At 52.1% G+C, this 17526-nt stretch carries 12 protein-coding genes; 11 read left to right on the top strand and 1 reads right to left on the bottom strand.

Annotated elements, in window-relative coordinates; all coding sequences use genetic code 11:
- The first annotated feature begins 7 nt into the window (after window positions 1-7).
- From AXA67_06505 to greA, 8 genes are all read left to right on the top strand, one after another.
- On the top strand, window positions 8-2749 hold the full coding sequence (locus tag AXA67_06505; GenBank protein ID KXJ41192.1) for a hypothetical protein: 2742 nt from the start codon (window positions 8-10) through the stop codon (window positions 2747-2749).
- Window positions 2750-2933: 184 nt separating this feature from the next.
- Entirely contained in the window at window positions 2934-3893 is a 960-nt protein-coding gene (locus tag AXA67_06500) for a hypothetical protein (protein KXJ41234.1), read from the top strand.
- Window positions 3893-4117, top strand: a complete 225-nt coding sequence (locus tag AXA67_06495) for a hypothetical protein (protein KXJ41191.1) — start codon at window positions 3893-3895, stop codon at window positions 4115-4117. The genes AXA67_06500 and AXA67_06495 overlap by 1 nt, the downstream gene beginning before the upstream one ends.
- Window positions 4118-4840, top strand: a complete 723-nt coding sequence (locus AXA67_06490; GenBank protein KXJ41190.1) for a laccase — start codon at window positions 4118-4120, stop codon at window positions 4838-4840.
- A gap of 79 nt (window positions 4841-4919) precedes the next feature.
- The gene (locus tag AXA67_06485) at window positions 4920-7499 is read left to right on the top strand and encodes an ATP-dependent chaperone ClpB (protein ID KXJ41189.1); all 2580 of its coding nucleotides are present in this window, start codon (window positions 4920-4922) and stop codon (window positions 7497-7499) included.
- A 570-nt stretch (window positions 7500-8069) separates the two neighbouring features.
- A complete protein-coding gene (locus AXA67_06480) occupies window positions 8070-9197 on the top strand; it encodes a carbamoyl phosphate synthase small subunit (protein KXJ41188.1) in 1128 nt (375 codons plus the stop codon).
- Between the two features lie 6 nt (window positions 9198-9203).
- Window positions 9204-12425, top strand: coding sequence for a carbamoyl phosphate synthase large subunit (gene carB, locus AXA67_06475; GenBank protein KXJ41187.1), 3222 nt, complete (start codon window positions 9204-9206; stop codon window positions 12423-12425).
- 24 nt (window positions 12426-12449) lie between these two features.
- Window positions 12450-12926, top strand: coding sequence for a transcription elongation factor GreA (gene greA, locus AXA67_06470; protein KXJ41186.1), 477 nt, complete (start codon window positions 12450-12452; stop codon window positions 12924-12926).
- Window positions 12927-12965: 39 nt separating this feature from the next.
- Here the strand turns inward: greA and AXA67_06465 are convergent, their stop codons facing one another.
- Window positions 12966-13238, bottom strand: coding sequence for an RNA-binding protein (locus AXA67_06465; protein ID KXJ41185.1), 273 nt, complete (start codon window positions 13236-13238; stop codon window positions 12966-12968).
- A 115-nt stretch (window positions 13239-13353) separates the two neighbouring features.
- Between AXA67_06465 and AXA67_06460 the strand changes: the two genes are divergently transcribed.
- The 3 genes from AXA67_06460 (at window position 13354) to glmM (ending at window position 17502) form a co-directional block, all read left to right on the top strand.
- Entirely contained in the window at window positions 13354-13977 is a 624-nt protein-coding gene (locus AXA67_06460; protein ID KXJ41184.1) for a 23S rRNA methyltransferase, read from the top strand.
- Between the two features lie 94 nt (window positions 13978-14071).
- Window positions 14072-16018, top strand: coding sequence for an ATP-dependent metalloprotease (hflB, locus tag AXA67_06455; protein KXJ41183.1), 1947 nt, complete (start codon window positions 14072-14074; stop codon window positions 16016-16018).
- Window positions 16019-16161: 143 nt separating this feature from the next.
- Complete coding sequence (gene glmM, locus AXA67_06450; protein KXJ41182.1) at window positions 16162-17502, top strand: phosphoglucosamine mutase; 1341 nt, start codon at window positions 16162-16164, stop codon at window positions 17500-17502.
- The last annotated feature ends 24 nt before the right edge of the window (window positions 17503-17526 follow it).

Here is a 17526-nt window from a genome sequence, read left to right as displayed (position 1 = left end):
ACCATTAATGTCCGGGCTGTTATGTTGGTGCGTTTTGGCTGGAGCAATCGCTGGTGAAGAATCTTTACTTCAGGAAGCCCGTCAGTATTTAAATAAAGGTGAAGTAAAAGCAGCAGTTATTCAACTCAAAAATCTGCTTCGTCAGACACCTTTAAATGCCGAAGCCCGCTTATTGCTTGGGCAAGCCTATCTCCGCTTGGGGGAAGGCGCAGGGGCGGTGAAAGAACTGCAGAAAGCCCGTGATCTCAAGGTCGACCGGGACCGCTGGATTGTTCCTTTGGCTAGGGCTTATCTTCTCCAGGGAAAAGCCAAAAAACTTTTGAATGAAATCGAAACCGATGCAATAACTGACCCTTCCGTACGCGCACAGGTTTTTGCGCTGCGGGGGACAGCGAGATTAATCCAGGGAGATCGTGAAGGCGCGCAACAAGATTTTCAACAAGCATTAAAGTTGTCGCCTGATGTGGAGGATGCCTATCTCGGCTTAGCCAGGTTGGCATTGTTGGAAAAAGATTTTCCTAATGTCGAGGCATTTGTCCAAAAGGCTTTAAAACTGAATCCCAAGAATGCTGGTGCCTGGTCATTACTGGCAGAGGCCAGACGGATAAGCGGTGATTTGAAGGGGGCCAAACAAGCCTTTGATAACGCCCTGCAATACAATCCTAGTGAAATTAGAGCCCTATTAGGGCGAGCTACGGTACTGATCTCCCAAAATAAACTGGAGGAAGCCCAACAAGATATTCAAAAGGCCAGAGAGATCGCAGGAGAACTTCCCCTTGTGCTTTATTTGCAAGGTCTGGTGGACTATCGCCAAGGTAGGCTCCAAGCTGCTGAAGATACTTTAACCAAAGTTCTACATACGATTCCCAATCATATTCCTAGCCATTTTCTGATGGGAGTGATTGCCTACCGTCAGAATGAACTGTCTTCAGCAAAGGATCATTTAACAACCGTATATAAAAAATTACCGGACCATTTGCCGCTAGTAAAGTTATTGGCGGCAGTCCATATGAAGCTCAAGCACCCTCAAAAGGCAGCGGCGCTTTTGGAGAGGCTTTCAGATCGCGCTGAAAATGATCCACAGTTGTTGGCATTATTGGGTAGTGCTTATATTCAAAGCCGGGAATTTGATAAGGGCACGGAATTACTATCCAAGGCTGCTGAGCTTGCTCCCGATGTAGCTGCTTTCCGAGCTCAGTTGGCGCTCGGAGAAATTGCATCGGGGGATTTGGAGACGGCTGCCGGTCAATTGGAGCGGGCTGTCAGTTTGGAGCCGGACTTGATTCAGGCGGATGTGGTGCTGGTCTTGGCCCGCTTGAAGCAAAAAAAGTTTGATGAAGCCATAAAAGTAGCCCAGCAGCTGGTCAAGAAAATGCCGGATAGTCCAATGCCGGAAAACTTAATGGCCGCGGCTTATCTGTCGAAGGGTGAGACAGAAAAGGCAGAGCAGCATTGGCAAAAACTCTTGCGGCGCTTTCCCGACTACCATACGGCTCGTCTTAATCTGGCAAAATTGAAATTACGCCAGGGGGATTTGGATTCAGCGGAAAGATACTACCGGCAAATTTGGCGGCAACAACCCAAACACTTATCAGCCTTACTTGGGCTGGCACGAATTGCCGAGGTCAAAAAAGCACCTGAAAAAATGGTGCAATGGCTTGAAAAGGCCAGGGAATCCAACCCAACTGCGATTCAGCCTGGTTTGATGCTTACCCGCTATTATTTGGCCGAGGGTGATGCGCTTAAGGCATTGAATGTCGCTAGAGAAAACGCCAACAATCATCCCGACAATCCGGCGATCCTGAAAAATTTAGGGTTAGCGCAATTAGGCGTTGGAGAAGCGGCAAGCGCGGTTTCTACCTTTAGTAAATTAGTTAATAAAATCCCGGACAATCCAGAAGCCCATCACCTATTGGCGCTAGCGTTAGAAAAGCGGGGTCATTTTGAATCTGCGCTTGAAGAATGGGACAAGGCGCTTGCGCTGAAGGAAGATTATATTCCTGCAGCGGTCAATAGAATTCGGCTATTGTTGAAACAAAAACGTTACAATGAAGCCCTGCGATCCGCCGATGTATTACAAAAGCAATTTCCAGATCATCCGGTGGGCTATTTGTGGAAGGGAGAAGCCGCATTTGCCAAGGGAGAATATCCTTTGGCGTTGGTTTCCTATGAGGAAGCCAATCAACGAGGCTTTTCTTCACTGGCATCACGCCGTCTTAATCTCCTCTACCGGCGCAAAGGGGAAAAGGAAAAAGGTTATTCTGTTTTAAAGAAATGGCTGGACAAATCGCCTAATGATCTTCCTGCAAGGCTGATGCTTGCCATGGCTTACCAGGCAGACAACAAAGATAAAGAAGCGATTGCCGAGTATGAAAAAATACTCTCTTTTGCGCCAGATCAACTTTTGGTGATGAATAATCTTGCTTGGTTGTATCAAATGACGGGCCAACACCAAAAAGCCCTAAATCTGGCGGATAAATTGGCAGACAAGGTAGAGGATAATCCCGAAATCCAAGATACCGTGGGCTGGATCTATTTCCAGAACGGAAACGTAAAGAAAGGATTGGCCTTATTAAAACAAGCGGCCATACTGGCACCCCATCTTCCCTCCATTCGCTTTCATTTGGCACAAGCCTTGGTTGCGAATGGTCAACCCGCCGAAGCCAAAAAAATCCTGGAGCGTCTTCTCAAAGAAGACAAAAAATTTGCGGAACGGGAACAGGCGGAAACTCTCTTAAAATCGCTTTGACTAAGTTTTAGCCTCTTATACACCGATTGTCCTAAAAATTTGCTTCCTTTGAATTGATTCAAGCTGTTTCCTCCAAAGAGCAGTATTTTTCCTAATCTTCAGGCAAAATAATCAGGAGCCTTTTTGGGTATTGCGCAACCGGCTCAAATTTTGCTTTTTTCGTTTTAATTTCTTCGAGTATTCCGTGAAAGATAAAAATGCAACCTGTCTTGCTTTCGTGCCTGAAAATGCAGCAGGAAAGCGTTTGGACCAGGTTTTGTCAACGCTGTTTAATGACTATTCCCGCACCCGTCTCAAGCAATGGATTGAAGAGGGACGGGTGCTTGTGGATGGACGGCAATGGCGCCCCCGCGATAAGGTTCAGGGAGGAGAGCGCATAGCGCTGGAAATCGTGGTCGATCCGGTGGGCAAGTGTCAGGCGCAAGCAATGCCATTGACAATCCTATACGAGGATGAGCATTTATTAGTCGTCGATAAACCCGCCGGGCTGGTTGTTCATCCCGCGGCAGGTCACCACGACGGCACTTTACAAAACGCCCTGTTGCATCATGCCCCGGAATTGGACAAACTGCCCAGGGCCGGGATTGTGCATCGGTTGGATAAGGATACCTCGGGTCTGTTAGTCGTGGCGCGCAGTCTTAAAGCCCATAAGGGTTTGGTGGATCAACTTCAGGCCCGCACAGTCAAACGGGAATATTTGGCGCTGGTCGTTGGTAAAATGATTACTGGTGGAACCGTGGAAGCGCCCATTGGCCGTCATCCAGTGAATCGGAAACGTTTTGCGGTAGTGGAAGATGGGAAAGAGGCAATCACCCATTACCGGATTGCCGAGCGTTTTCCTTTTCATACCTTGATTAAGGTACAACTCGAGACAGGGCGGACCCATCAAATTCGGGTGCACATGGCTTATCTTCGATTTCCCTTATTTGGAGATCCGGAATACGGCCGTCTTCGGCTTCCGCCCGGGGCCAGTGAACCTTTAATTAAAACCCTGCGGCATTTTAAACGTCAGGCGTTGCACGCGAAGCGATTGAGCTTTCGCCATCCGGCCAGCGGGGAGATGGTAAGCTGGGAAAGTCCCATACCGGAAGATTTTGAAAATTTACTTGCAGTATTGCGCAGGGAGCAGGGGAGCGAAGAATAATGAAAAGACTGGTGATGACTTTATTGTTGCCGCTGGCTGTTTCCAGAGCTTATGCACACGGTGGCCACTGGCATCTGGATGAAGAGACAATCGCATCGGTATTTCAGGTTGCTGACAATATATATCAATGGTTTGCCGGACACCTCGCTTTAATGGGAGGGATCGTCGTTGGTTTGCTGGTGTTACTGGCCATCGGTAAAGCGATAGCAAGCCGCGACCATTGAATGCCATATTTAACGCCCGATTGGCCCGCCCCAACAGGGGTTCGTGCCTTTGTCACCTTGCGCCAAGGAGGCGTCAGCCACGGACCGTTTGCTTACTGGAATCTAGCGGCGCATGTAGGGGATGACCCGGTTTCAGTTTTCCGCAACCGACAATTGTTGCGAAAGCATTTGCATCTTCCAAGGGAACCGGTCTGGCTGCAGCAGGTGCATAGGGAACGCGTCATCGAGGCGGACAAGTTTGAATTTTCAACCCCCAAAGCTGACGCCAGTTTCACTTCCCAATCCAATATTGTCTGTGCTGTTTTAACTGCGGACTGCCTGCCTATTCTGTTGACCGATGGCGAAACCGTCGCCGCTGTCCACGCAGGGTGGAGAGGCATTCTGGCGGGTGTTATCGACAATGCCATTCATTTCCCTCCTTGGAAAACCTCCCCCATGGCCTGGCTGGGGCCTGCCATTGGTCCTAAAGCTTTTGAAGTAGGAAATGAAGTCCAAGCGGCTTTTCTTGCACGTTCCGACGATTTCGCGCCAGCTTTTCATCTTTGCGGGAAGCGGCTACACGCAGATATTTACCAGTTGGCGGAAATCATCTTAAAGCGCTTGGGCGTAGAGGCTATCTTTGGTGGTTATTATTGCACCTATAGTAATCCAGATGACTTTTTTTCCTACCGCCGGGATGGCGTTTGCGGCCGGATGGCCACGCTGATTTGGCGAAGTGGTTGAAAAAAACCATCGGCGTCCCCATCTCATAGTTGGCAAATAATTTCATGACACCCAGCTTTACAAGAGGGTAATTACACAAATGAGAATGGATAAACTCACCACAAAATTTCAAGAAGCACTCCAGGATGCGCAGAGTCTGGCTCTGGGCAAGGATCATCAATTTATCGAGCCGGTGCATGTGATGATTGCGCTGCTGGATCAGGAAGGGGGTACCGTACGCCCGCTACTGACCAAGGCTGGCGTCAACGTCAATCAACTGCGCACTGAATTGGGCAAGATGCTGGATCGGATGCCGACAGTGGAAGGCGCCGGCGGGGAAGTGCATATTTCCAATGACCTGGCCAAGATTTTGAATCTGATGGACAAGCTGGCCCAAAAGCGTGGCGATGCTTATATATCCAGCGAATTGTTCGTCCTTGCCGCGCTGGAAGACAAAGGCGCCTTGGCGGAAGTTTTACGCCAGGCCGGGGCCACTCGAAGCGTTATCGAAAAAGCCATTGAAGAAATCCGTGGGGGCGAGACCGTGACCGACCAATATGCCGAGGAACAACGTCAGGCGTTGGAAAAATATACGGTTGATCTGACGGAAAAAGCCGAACAGGGCAAGCTAGATCCTGTAATCGGCCGCGACGAAGAAATCCGCCGCACGATTCAGATTCTCCAACGGCGCACCAAAAACAACCCGGTGCTGATTGGCGAGCCCGGTGTCGGGAAGACTGCGATTGTTGAAGGCTTGGCCCAGCGCATCGTGGATCAGGAAGTGCCGGAAGGATTGCGCGACAAGCGGATTCTGGCCTTGGATATGGCGGCTTTGATCGCCGGCGCCAAGTTCCGGGGCGAATTCGAAGAGCGCTTGAAAGCGGTGCTCAATGACATCGCCAAAGCGGAAGGCAAGGTTATTCTGTTCATCGATGAAATCCACACCATGGTGGGCGCCGGCAAGGCCGAAGGCGCGGTCGATGCGGGTAACATGCTCAAACCCGCCTTGGCACGGGGCGAGCTGCGCTGCATCGGCGCCACCACCCTTGATGAATATCGCAAGTACATTGAAAAAGATGCGGCGTTGGAGCGGCGTTTCCAGAAAGTACTGGTGGAAGAACCAACGGTGGAGGATACCATCGCCATTCTCCGTGGTTTGAAAGAGCGCTATGAACTGCACCACGGCGTGGAGATTACCGACCCGGCCATCATCGCCGCGGCTACCTTGTCTCACCGCTACATCACCGATCGCAAGCTGCCGGACAAGGCGATTGATTTAATTGATGAAGCGGCGGCCAAAATCCGCATGGAAATCGACTCCAAACCGGAAGCGATGGACCGGTTGGAACGCCGTTTGATCCAGCTCAAAATCGAACGGGAAGCGCTCAAGAAGGAAACCGATCCTGCTTCGCAAAAACGTTTGGCGACCTTGGAGGAAGAAATCGCCAAACTGGAGCGGGAATATTCCGAGCTGGAAGAAATCTGGAAGGCGGAAAAAGCCGCGCTTCAAGGCGCTCAAGCCATCAAGGAAAAGCTGGAACAGGCCCGGTTGGAATTGGAAAACGCCAAACGCGCCGGCGATCTCCAGCGCATGGCGGAAATCCAGTACGGCCAGATCCCGAAACTGGAAGAAGAGCTGAAAGCCGCTCAGGAAGCCGAGCAGAAGGAATTCAAACTGCTCCGCAATAAAGTGACCGAAGAGGAAATTGCGGAAATTGTCTCCAAGTGGACAGGAATTCCAGTATCCAAAATGCTCGAGAGCGAGAAGCAAAAGCTCTTGCGGCTGGAAGAGGAACTGCACAAGCGCGTGGTTGGCCAGGAGGAGGCGGTCACTGCCGTGGCCAACGCGATTCGCCGTTCGCGGGCGGGATTGTCCGATCCCCACCGGCCGGTGGGTTCGTTTCTGTTCCTGGGGCCGACCGGTGTGGGTAAGACCGAGCTGTGCAAAACCCTGGCTGATTTCCTGTTCGATACCGAACGGGCCATGGTGCGCATCGATATGTCGGAATTTATGGAAAAGCACGCCGTTGCCCGCTTAATAGGGGCGCCGCCGGGTTACGTGGGTTATGAGGAAGGCGGCTATCTTACCGAGGCAGTACGGCGTAAACCCTACTCGGTGATCTTGTTTGACGAGGTGGAAAAGGCTCACGCGGATGTCTTCAACATCCTGTTGCAGATCCTCGACGATGGCCGTCTCACCGATAGTCACGGCCGTACCGTGGACTTCCGCAATACGGTGGTGATTATGACATCCAATCTGGGGTCTGACCGGATTCAGGAGTTGGCGCAGGAAGGGGCCACCTATAATGTGATTAAAAACGAAGTGATGCAATCGGTGAACCGTCACTTCCGCCCTGAATTCATTAACCGGATTGACGAAATTGTCGTATTCCATCCGCTGGGACGCGAACACATACACAATATCGCCCGCTTGCAGCTGGCACGCTTGCAACAGCGATTGGCGGAACGGGATATGAAGCTGGAAGTCACCGAGGCTGCTTTGGATATCATTGCTGAAGCAGGATACGACCCGGTTTACGGCGCCCGGCCTCTAAAACGGGCAATCCAGCACTTGCTGGAAGAACCCTTGGCAATAGATATTCTGGCTGGGAAGTTTGGTCCCGAGGATACCATTATTGCCGATGCGGAAGACGGAAAAATTGTTTTCCGCAAAGGTTGACCAGCCTTGCTCACATAAACCTAGCGCGCCTTCAGGCGCGCTTTTTTTGTATCAGTGAATTAATTTACATAAGGTTGGGTCAAAGTGGGGAATTCATAGATATGGGTACCCATGCGCACAAATTGCCGAGCATGGTATTGAGGGAGATATCCGGGGTTCACAGCGTCCCCGGATATCTCCCTCAATACCACAGAGTATAAAATTTTTTCATTGGTATGATATGTCCTTTAAAAAAGATACCTTGTTGCCCCAAGGGGAGGGCATAAGAAACGCGGTGCGTTGGTTCTCCGAACAGGGAGACTATTCGGCTGCGACCATCGAAGAAGCAGCCCGACGCTTCGATCTTTCCCCCGGTAGAAGAGGACTTTCTTTTGCGGCATTTTCAAACCAGCGTAGACGACGAAAAAAATAAATCCCCATAGCTTATTAAGCAAAAGCGTCTAGGCCTCTAATCTGTTCCCGCCACACGTGGACAGCCTTGACCTAAATAGATTAAAATCAGTGAAATTTAAGCAACGGGATGGCCGGCTAAGTCATCCCGTTTTGTTTGCCGGAAACCTCAGGTGATTCGTGAAAAGACAAGCCATTTTAGCGCTGGAAGACGGGACGATTTTCCATGGCTATGCCGTGGGCGCGCAGGGGTGTAGCGTCGGGGAAGTGGTATTCAATACTGCCATGACCGGCTATCAGGAAATTCTTACCGATCCTTCCTATGCCCGCCAACTGGTCACCTTGACTTATCCACACATTGGCAATACCGGGATCAATGAGGAAGACGTCGAATCGGGCGCCATTCATGCTGCGGGGCTGATTGTGCGCGATGTTCCCGGATTGGCCAGCAACTGGCGCATGACAGAGACACTGCCGGAATATTTGCAGCGCCATGGGGTCGTGGCAATCGCCGGCATTGATACCCGCAAGCTGACCAGAATACTACGGGACAAAGGGGCCCAGCGGGGATGTCTGTGGAGCGGTCTAGAATTGGATGAAGCAGAGGCTATCAGCCGTGCCTTGGCGTTTCCGGGTCTCAAAGGCATGGATCTGGCCAGGGAAGTCACCTGCCAGGATTCTTACGTGTGGCGGCAGACAACATGGCAATTGGGTCAAGGCTATATTGAATCGAAGGATTCCCGCTGGCGAGTCGTGGTATATGATTTTGGGGTCAAATTGAATATTTTAAGAATGCTTGCCGAGCGTGGCTGTGAAGTTACCGTGGTTCCTGCCATGACGTCGGCCAGTGAGGTGATGGCCTTATCTCCCGATGGGGTGATGCTGTCCAACGGTCCTGGGGATCCGGAGCCTTGCGATTATGCCATTCGCGCCATCAAAGAGTTATTGGCGGCAAAAGTGCCGGTTTTCGGCATCTGTCTTGGCCATCAGTTGTTGGCTCTGGCCAGTGGCGCCCGGACGGTCAAAATGAAGTTCGGTCATCACGGCGCTAACCATCCGGTACAGGATCTGGCTACTGGTAAAGTCATGATTTCCAGCCAGAATCATGGCTTTGCCGTGGATGAGGGCAGTTTGCCGGCCCATCTCAAACCGACCCACCGCTCTTTATTTGACGGCAGTCTCCAAGGAATCCGGCATGAGGAGGCGCCGTCTTTCGGTTTTCAAGGTCACCCGGAAGCCAGTCCCGGCCCTCACGACGTGGCGGAGTTGTTTGACCAATTCATTGATCTCATGGCCAGCCAGCGTTGATTATTTATGCCTAAAAGAACCGATATTCAATCCATTCTCTTGCTTGGCGCCGGCCCAATCGTCATTGGCCAGGCCTGCGAGTTCGACTATTCCGGCACCCAGGCTTGCAAGGCCCTGCGCGAAGAGGGTTACCGGGTCATTCTGGTCAATTCCAATCCCGCCACCATCATGACTGATCCAGAAACCGCCGACCGGGTCTATATCGAGCCGGTGGATTGGCCGACGGCAGCCAAAATTATCGAAAAGGAACGCCCCGATGCCCTGCTTCCCACCATGGGTGGGCAAACCGCGCTCAATTGCGCTCTGGACTTGAACCGGGAAGGGGTGCTGGACAAATTTGGTGTCGAGTTGATTGGCGCTTCCCGGGAGGCGATTGAAAAGGCTGAGGATCGAGACTTGTTCCGCCAGGCCATGAAAAAAATCGGCCTTGGCGTGCCGAAATCCGGCGTGGCGCACAATATGGAAGATGCCTTTTCCGTCTTGGAACAAATCGGCTATCCAGCCATCATTCGCCCTTCCTATACCCTGGGTGGCAGCGGTGGCGGCATTGCCTATAACCGTGAGGAATTCATAGAGATTTGCGAACGGGGCCTTGAACTGTCGCCGGTCAGTGAATTATTGATTGAAGAATCCATTCTTGGCTGGAAGGAGTTCGAGATGGAAGTGGTGCGTGACCGCAAGGATAACTGCATCATTGTCTGTTCCATCGAAAATCTCGACCCCATGGGCATCCACACCGGCGATTCCATTACCGTGGCGCCGGCCCAAACCCTGACCGATAAGGAATATCAAATCATGCGCGATGCTTCCATTGCGGTGCTCAGGGAGATCGGCGTCGATACCGGGGGTTCCAACGTCCAGTTCGCCGTCAATCCGGAAGATGGCCGCTTGATTGTCATCGAGATGAACCCCAGGGTAAGCCGTTCCTCGGCGCTGGCCTCAAAGGCCACGGGATTCCCCATTGCCAAGGTGGCGGCCAAACTGGCGGTGGGTTACACCCTGGATGAATTGCGCAACGAAATTACCGGCGGGTTGATTCCTGCCTCTTTCGAGCCTTCCATTGATTATGTGGTCACCAAGATTCCCCGTTTCACCTTTGAAAAATTTCCCCAGGCCGATGACCGTCTGACCACCCAAATGAAATCAGTGGGCGAGGTAATGGCCGTGGGCCGGACTTTCCAGGAATCCTTGCAAAAAGCGCTGCGGGGGTTGGAAATTGGAGTTGATGGGTTCACGGAAATCGTTGATCCCGAAGCCGAGGATAGCAACGACAGGTTGGTGCGGGAAATGCGCAGCCCTGGTCCTGACCGCCTTTGGTGTGTGGCCGATGGTTTCCGACTGGGAATGACCTTGGAAGAAATCCACACGCATACACGTATTGATCCTTGGTTTCTGGCGCAAATCGAGGAAATCGTCGCTGCCGAGCGGGAATTGGCGACAAAGACGCTGGCCACCTTGAACCAGGAAGAACTCAGAAATCTTAAAAGAATGGGTTTTTCCGATTCACGCCTGGCGAAGCTGCTCGACAGCACCGAGGCGGAAGTGCGCGCTACCCGTCATCGCCACGGTATTAGGCCCGTATACAAAAGAATCGATTCGTGCGCGGCGGAATTTGCTTCCAGCACCGCCTATATGTATTCCACTTATGAAGAAGAATGCGAAGCGGACCCAACCGGCCTGCCCAAAATCATGGTGCTGGGCGGCGGGCCGAACCGGATTGGTCAGGGCATTGAATTCGATTACTGCTGCGTTCATGCCGCCTTTGCCCTCAAGGAAGACGGCTATGAAACCATCATGGTCAATTGCAATCCGGAAACGGTCTCCACCGATTTTGATACCTCCGACCGCCTGTATTTCGAGCCGCTGACCTTGGAGGACGTTCTGGAAATCATCGACCTGGAAAAACCCCAAGGGGTCATTGTCCAGTATGGCGGGCAGACGCCGCTGAAACTGGCCCGGGATCTGGAAGCGGCCGGCGCGCCAATTATTGGCACCTCCCCCGATTCCATTGATCTGGCGGAAGACCGGGAACGCTTTCAAAAGCTGGTGGAAAGATTGGATTTGAAACAGCCCGATAACCGTACCGCCCGCTCCCAGGAAGAGGCGGTGTTGTGCGCCCGGGAACTGGGTTACCCACTGGTGGTTCGGCCTTCCTATGTGTTGGGTGGACGAGCCATGGAGATCGTTTTCAACGAGGAGGATCTGCGCCGCTACATGGTGGAGGCGGTTAGCGTTTCCAACCAGTCGCCAGTGCTGCTGGACCGTTTCCTGGACGATGCAGTGGAAGTGGATGTGGATGCCGTCAGCGATGGCGAAACGGTTTGGATTGGTGGGGTAATGGAGCATATCGAACAGGCCGGTATACATTCTGGCGATTCGGCTTGCTCTATTCCGCCTTATGAATTGAGCGGCGCGCTGCAGGCGCGGCTGAAGGAACAAGTGCGCCAGCTTGGCCGGGCGCTAGGCGTGGTGGGCTTGATGAATACCCAGTTCGCCATCAAGGATGAGGCTATTTATATCCTCGAAGTCAATCCCCGGGCTTCCCGCACCGTGCCGTTCGTTTCCAAGGCCGTTGGACTGCCGCTGGCCAAGATCGCCGCCCGTTGCATGGTGGGCAAAACGCTCGAGGAGCAGGGGATCATTGGTGAACGGATACCGCCCTATTACTCGGTCAAGGAAGCGGTATTTCCTTTCATTAAATTCCCGGGCGTGGATCCCCTATTGGGGCCGGAAATGAAATCCACCGGTGAAGTGATGGGTGTCGGCGCCTGTTTTGGGGAAGCCTATGCCAAGGCCCAGCAGGCTGCTGGCGCCAGACTGGTCCATCAGGGGCAGGTGCTTATCAGCGTAAAGGACAGGGACAAACCCAAATTGATTCCCATCGCCCGCAAGCTGGTGGAAAGGGGCTTTCAGTTGGTGGCCACCAGTGGCACGGCGAAGGCGCTTCAAGAGGCGGGCATTCCCTGTCAGGTTGTCAACAAAGTGGGGCAGGGGCGGCCCCATATCGTGGATTTGATCAAAAATAATCAAGTCCAGTTGATTATCAATACCACCGAAGGTAAAAAGGCAATTGCCGATTCGTTTTTAATCCGCCGGGAAGCCTTGCAACATCAAGTCAGTTATACGACGACCCTGGCGGGCGCCTACGCCATTACTTTGGCATTGGATAGCCTGGATACCGGGCAAGTTTATTGCTTACAAGATCTGCATCGACAACTGACCGTATGAAAGCAAGGGAGAGAAGGAGAAACCATGAATAAAGTGCCATTGACAGTCAAAGGTGCGGAAAAGCTCAGGCAAGAGTTAAAAGAGTTGAAAACCATCAAGCGTCCCAAAGTCATCGAAGCGATTTCCGAAGCCCGGGCTCACGGTGATTTGAAGGAGAATGCCGAATATCACGCGGCCCGGGAGCAGCAAAGTTTTATTGAAGGGCGGATCAAAGAGATCGAGTCGATTCTGGCCAACGCCCAGATTATCGATGTTACCCAGATCAACGCCAATGGCAAAGTGGTTTTCGGGGCGACGGTGGAATTGGAAGACCTGGGAACCGGCGAGACCGTTACTTATCAAATTGTCGGTGACGATGAAGCCGACATTAAACAAGGCTTGATTTCCGTTTCTTCTCCCATCGCCCGGGCGATGATTGGCAAGGAAGAAGAAGATGTTGTGGAAGTTAGAACCCCAAAAGGCATCCGGGAATATGAGATTTTAGCTATTCGTTATGAATAAATTTTGCCAGAGACATGGAATTTACACGGGAAACGCCTATTAATCCGGGTTTTCCCGGTAAAGTGTCGCGACATGTCCGAGTATTTGAACCAATTCAGCTTCCAACCGGCGACAAATCAGGTCCACCATTTCCTTTCTTGCCTGCCGATCTTCAGCATTGACCCGGACCTTGAGTAATTCTTGATAGGACAAAGCATTGTCGATTTCCGCTAACACCGCTTCGGTAATACCTGCTTGTCCGGTGATGACGACTGGTTTTAAATTGTGAGCTTTTGCGCGCAGTGCGCGTTTTCCCTTTGGGGTTAATGACATGATTTCTTATCACTCACATGGACTTAAAATAATAGTATATCTCAATCGAGCATGAACTTAGGCTCACAAGTCCGGTCAAAATTGACTAAAATACCAGGAAATTGATCCTACTGCCATGGCGAAAACCAAAAGCAGTCGCCGCTGGTTGAGCGAACATTTCAATGACAGCTACGTCCAGCAGGCACAAGCTAAAGGGTATCGCAGCCGGGCAGTGTTTAAACTGGAGGAAGTTCAAAATCGTGATCGGATTTTAAAACCCGGGATGACAGTGGTAGATTTGGGAGCCGCGCCGGGTGGATGGTCTCAATATGTTGCCCGTCTGGTGTCACCATCCGGGAATGTTATCGCCGTGGATGTATTGCCCATTGAACCCTTGCCTGGCGTTCAGTTCATTCAAGGGGATTTTACCGAGCAGGAAACGTGGCAACAGTTGATAATGGCGGTTGGGGATCGTAGCGTGGATGTGGTATTGTCCGATATGGCTCCTAATATGAGCGGTAACCGCGGCGTGGATCAGCCCCGGGCGATGTATCTCGCGGAACTGGCCTTGCAGGCGGCAGAAGAATTATTGAGCGATGGCGGTTGTTTTTTTACGAAACTTTTTCACGGAGAAGGATTCGAAGATTTTCAGAAACACTTGCGCCAGCGTTTTGCCCGGGTTGCTACTCGTAAGCCGAAGGCTTCGCGGGCCCGCAGCCGGGAGGTTTATGCGCTGGCGCAAGGATTCAAGGCCGGTTGAGGTCTTTAAAACAGGCTACTTTTAGTAGGTAACCTCTGGCAATACCAAGGAAGTATTGTTCAATAGCCAAAGGAACCGGCGAGGAGAGAGAGCATTGAATAATATGGTTAAAAACATACTCTTGTGGGTGATTATTGCCGCGGTCTTGATGTCCGTGTTCAATAATTTCGGGGCGCACAAGACCGCAGGGTCGAGTCTGTCCTACACCCAATTTATTGCCGCGGTGAAAGCAGGGCAAGTCCAACAAGTGGTAATTGATGGCAATACCATCAAAGGCGTTACCGCCGGTGGACAGAAATTCACCACTTACAGTCCCAATGACCCGCATTTGATTGACGATTTGCTGGAAGCTGGCGTGGAAATCAAGGCGCAACCGCCGGAAGGCCAATCGCTACTGATGCAGATTTTTATTTCCTGGTTCCCTATGCTGCTATTGATTGGGGTATGGATTTTCTTCATGCGTCAGATGCAAGGAGGTGGCGCCGGTGGCCGAGGGGCGATGTCCTTCGGGAAGAGCAAAGCCCGGCTCATGGAAGAAGACAAAATCAAAGTCACCTTCAAGGATGTGGCGGGCTGCGAGGAAGCCATTGAGGAAGTCAAAGAGGTCGTCGACTTCTTAAAGGACCCGAGCAAGTTCCAGAAATTGGGCGGCAAGATCCCTCGGGGGATTTTGATGGTCGGCCCACCGGGAACCGGTAAAACCTTGATCGCCCGGGCTATTGCCGGGGAAGCCAAGGTACCGTTTTTCACCATCTCCGGTTCGGATTTCGTGGAAATGTTTGTCGGTGTCGGTGCTTCCCGGGTCCGGGATATGTTTGAACAGGCCAAGAAGCACGCGCCGTGCATTATTTTCATTGACGAAATCGACGCTGTGGGCCGCCACCGTGGCGCCGGCTTGGGCGGTGGTCACGACGAGCGGGAACAGACTTTGAACCAATTGCTGGTGGAAATGGATGGTTTCGAAGGCAATGAAGGCGTGATTATCATCGCCGCTACCAACCGTCCTGACGTACTGGATCCGGCATTGCTGCGTCCCGGCCGTTTTGACCGCCAGGTGACGGTGGGCTTGCCCGACATTCTTGGCCGTGAGCAAATCCTCAAAGTGCATCTGCGCAAAGTGCCCACGGCGGACGATGTGGACGCCAAGGTTATTGCCCGCGGTACGCCTGGCTTTTCCGGCGCGGATTTGGCTAATCTGGTCAACGAGGCGTCTTTGTTTGCCGCCCGTGCCAACAAAAAGTTGGTGGATATGGGAGATCTGGAAAAGGCCAAGGACAAGATCCTTATGGGCGCCGAGCGCCGGTCCATGGTCATGAGCGAGGAAGAAAAGCGCATGACCGCATATCACGAGGCGGGCCATGCCATTGTCGGCCTCAAGGTGCCGGAACACGATCCAGTGTACAAGGTGAGCATTATGCCCCGGGGACGGGCGCTTGGGATCACCATGTTCCTGCCGGAACGGGATCAATATTCGGCCTCCAAGCGCAAGTTGGAAAGCCAGATTTCCAGTTTGTTCGGCGGTCGCCTGGCCGAGGCCTTGATCTTCGGCCCCGATGCTGTTTCCACGGGTGCCTCCAATGATATCGAGCGGGCAACCGATCTCGCCCGTAACATGGTGACCAAGTGGGGCTTGTCGGAACGGTTGGGGCCATTGGCCTACAGCGAAGAGGAAGGCGAGGTTTTCCTTGGCCGTTCGGTGACTCAGCACAAAATGATGTCTGAGGAAACCGCTCGGATGATTGACGAAGAGATCCGCGCCATCATCGACCGGAACTACGAACGGGCCGAAAGGATTCTAAAGGAAAACATGGACAAACTGCACATGATGGCCGAAGCTTTGATTAAATACGAGACAATCGACCGGAATCAGATTGATGCCATCATGGAAGGCAGGACGCCGCCGCCACCCAAGGACTGGGAAGATACACCGCCAACTGAGGGCAAGGCAACCAAAGCTGAAGGTGAGGAAGAGAAAGAAAAACCCGAACCTTCGTCTGGTGTTAGCCCTTTGGGCGGGCCTGCAGGACAGCATTTTGAATAAAGCTTAGCCCCTCCAAAAACCCCGCTTCTAATACAAGAAGCGGGGTTTTTTTATGCCTATTTAAGCCATAGTTCACTCTCCTTGGCATATACTTAAGTCAAAGTTAAAACGCCTGACTTGGTTACAAATTAGGGAGAACGTTAATGGCAAAAAAATATTTTGGCACAGATGGTATCCGCGGCAAGGTAGGGGAGACGCCCATTACCCCTGATTTTATTCTTAAGCTCGGTTGGGCAGCCGGACAAGTTTTCAAAGACCACGGTTCTGCCCAAGTGTTGGTTGGAAAGGACACCCGGATTTCTGGTTATATGTTTGAATCTGCGCTGGAAGCTGGATTGTCCGCTGCCGGGGTCAATACCCAGATGCTCGGCCCCATGCCTACGCCGGGGATCGCCTACCTGACCCGTACTTTCCGCGCCAAGGCGGGCATTGTCATTAGCGCTTCCCACAATCCTTATCCCGACAATGGGATCAAATTCTTTTCCACCGATGGCACCAAATTACCTGATGAAATTGAAGAAGCGATTGAAGCCCAGCTCGAAGTCCCAATGACCACAGTAGCCTCTGACAAATTGGGCAGAGCGGTGCGGGTGGAGGATGCCGCGGGCAGGTATATCGAATTTTGCAAGAGTACGGTGCCCGCGCGTATGGATTTAAGCGGAATCCATATCGTTCTGGATTGCGCCAACGGCGCAACCTATCATATAGCGCCCCACGTATTCCGGGAAATGGGCGCCACTGTGGACAGCCTGGGAGTCCAACCAGATGGGCTGAATATCAACCGCCAATGTGGTTCCACGCATCCCGAAGCACTGCAGAAAGCGGTCGTGGAATTCAATGCTGACTTGGGCATCGCTTTTGATGGCGACGGCGACCGAGTCATCATGGTGGATCACAAAGGTGAGTTGGTGGATGGCGATGAGCTTTTATATATCATCGCGGCTTCTCGTTTGAGCAAGGGCCAACTGAAAGGGCCGGTGGTAGGAACATTAATGACCAATCTCGGGTTGGAGCGCGCATTTGCCGAAATGGGTGTGGAATTCAAACGGGCGGCAGTAGGCGACCGCTATGTTATGGAAATGCTCAAGGCTAATGGTGGGATGCTGGGAGGCGAGAGTTCCGGGCATATTATTTGCTTGGATCGCACTACCACCGGGGATGGGATTGTCTCTGCGTTACAAGTCATTGCCGAACTCTGGACCCAAGGGAAATCTCTCCATGAATTGAAACAAGGCATGCGCAAGTACCCCCAAACATTAGTCAACGTGAAAGTGAGTGCCAAGCCTGAAAACATAGAGGCGATAGATGCCGTACGTCAGGCAAAAGAAAGCACGGAAAAAGAATTGAATGGCAGCGGCAGAGTACTGCTTCGTCCTTCTGGCACTGAGCCGGTAATCCGGGTAATGGTTGAAGGCCAAGATGGCATGTTGATTGAGAGCATGGCCCACAATCTTGCCGAAGTGATTAAACACGCGTTGATCTAAATTAATTGCCAAACCTAAGTAGTG

This window comes from Methylothermaceae bacteria B42, assembly GCA_001566965.1.
Taxonomy (GTDB): domain Bacteria; phylum Pseudomonadota; class Gammaproteobacteria; order Methylococcales; family Methylothermaceae; genus Methylohalobius.
Note: the sequence above shows the minus strand (reverse complement) of the source record. Positions and strands in the feature narration are given on the sequence as shown.

Bases quoted from the DNA above. Each gene is read 5' to 3' on its own strand.
- greA (KXJ41186.1), top strand. From the start codon at position 12,450: ATGAATAAAGTGCCATTGACAGTCAAAGGTGCGGAAAAGCTCAGGCAA.
- AXA67_06460 (KXJ41184.1), top strand. From the start codon at position 13,354: ATGGCGAAAACCAAAAGCAGTCGCCGCTGGTTGAGCGAACATTTCAAT.
- AXA67_06485 (KXJ41189.1), top strand. From the start codon at position 4,920: ATGAGAATGGATAAACTCACCACAAAATTTCAAGAAGCACTCCAGGAT.
- glmM (KXJ41182.1), top strand. From the start codon at position 16,162: ATGGCAAAAAAATATTTTGGCACAGATGGTATCCGCGGCAAGGTAGGG.
- AXA67_06490 (KXJ41190.1), top strand. From the start codon at position 4,118: ATGCCATATTTAACGCCCGATTGGCCCGCCCCAACAGGGGTTCGTGCC.
- AXA67_06495 (KXJ41191.1), top strand. From the start codon at position 3,893: ATGAAAAGACTGGTGATGACTTTATTGTTGCCGCTGGCTGTTTCCAGA.
- AXA67_06505 (KXJ41192.1), top strand. From the start codon at position 8: ATGTCCGGGCTGTTATGTTGGTGCGTTTTGGCTGGAGCAATCGCTGGT.
- carB (KXJ41187.1), top strand. From the start codon at position 9,204: ATGCCTAAAAGAACCGATATTCAATCCATTCTCTTGCTTGGCGCCGGC.
- AXA67_06465 (KXJ41185.1), bottom strand. From the start codon at position 13,238: ATGTCATTAACCCCAAAGGGAAAACGCGCACTGCGCGCAAAAGCTCAC.